We start from the raw sequence: 1,655 nt of genomic DNA on the forward strand, positions 1-1,655 counted from the left end.
ATAGCCAATATGTTTCAGGCGATGAATTCGGGATGAAGGGCATAACAAAGCAGTTATTGGTTGTAGTTTAGTTTGGCATGAGAGTTTTTATTGGACAAAGCACATTACCTCTTTCCTCTGTTTCTTCAGATTGGGAACCACTTGTAAACTTCACTAAGATGTTCAGTATTTTTTCTTTATTTAAAACCATTTTGGAATATTTAATTTCACCGTATTTGTCTATAAGATAACTTTCTATTTCTTCTTTTTCTTCTCCTCCAAGTATCTCTATCAATGTTTCCCAATCGTCATAGAAGTATTCTTGTAGTAAAGGAAGAACTTTATTTGCTAGTATATTTATAAATTCTTCGGTTTTCTTTTCTTCTGGAACTTTCTTTAATGAAATGAAGTAAGCATGTCCGATTGTGAAATCTTTTCCCTTCTTTTCTTTTATCTTTCTGTTAAGTTTTTCTAAAAACGCTTTGAAGTTTAAATCTCCGATGCTAATTCCTTTGAATAGGTTTTCATCAGGTAGAAACTCTTCAAAGTTAAATCTTCTTCTCAATGCTGCATCAAGAAGAACTATACTTCTGTCTGCTGTATTCATCGTTCCAATGATGTAAAGGTTTTTTGGAACACTAAAGATTTCTCTAGAGTAAGGGAGTATTAAACACATTTCTTCCTTTTCTCCTAATCTTTTCGCATCTTCAATTAAAGTTATCAGTTCACCAAAGATAGAAGGAATGTTTCCTCTGTTAATTTCATCTATGATGAGAACAACATTTTCTGCATTTTCAAAGTCAAAGCTGCTATTTCCTTTGAAATGTTCTCTAAGGTACTTTTGTACTTGTTTTTTCATATCTTCGTAATCTTCAAAACCTTTTTCTCTTTTACTTTTCTCTAAAGCGTGCCATAAAGCATGGTAAGTAACAACTTTGAATATTCCGTCTTTCACCTTATAACGTATATTTCCATTTTCGTCCGTTTCAGCCCAAATTCCTTCCATAAATGTCTCATAAGAAGTAGAAGGATGAAAAGTGATAAAGGCTATTCTCCAATCTCCATCACTTTCAGAAGTAAAAAGTAATCTCTTAAATTCTTCCTCTATATTTCCTACTTTTTTACTCTTTTTCACTATTTCAACTGCCCTTTTTCTTATGTTGTATGTCTTACCAGTTCCAGGAGGTCCATAAAAAATGGTGTTAAGGTTAAATTCAGAATGTGCGTTTTCTGTTCGGGTTTCCCCAAGATCGTTCTGAGGAAAGGAAAAAGAGACAGTTTCTTCTTCTTGTTTTTCCAAACATTCTTTTTCTTCTTGCTTTCTTCTGTTTAGTAAAAATCCAACTTTTACCATAGAGTTAAATCCTAATTTTATACGAAGGTCATTAAGCTCAATCAAGAAATACTTAAGACAGCTAAGATTTCTTGAATCATCTCCAACACATCTATCTTTTCTCCCTCCATATGTAGGATTATGGTGTTCAGTTATCTTTTCCCACCATTTTTTTATAACGATAGTAGCTATGTTATCAGAAACCGGGATATAAAACTCAGGATTAATAATGTGTGCTAATGAAGTTATAAAAGCATTGACGTTTCCATAACCTTCTCTCTGAAGCTTTTTCACTTCATTTATAAATTCTTCTATCTTTTCTCTGTAGTTATTATTGGCTGTT

General features: G+C 32.4%; 1 protein-coding gene. It reads right to left on the bottom strand.

All coding sequences use genetic code 11. The features are described 5' to 3' along the window. Positions 1 to 67: 67 nt before the first annotated feature. A partial coding sequence (locus ABGX27_04315) for an AAA family ATPase (GenBank protein ID MEO2068716.1) occupies positions 68 to 1,655 on the bottom strand: 1,588 nt, incomplete at its 5' end.

This window comes from Desulfurobacteriaceae bacterium (assembly GCA_039832905.1).
GTDB lineage: Bacteria > Aquificota > Aquificia > Desulfurobacteriales > Desulfurobacteriaceae > Desulfurobacterium.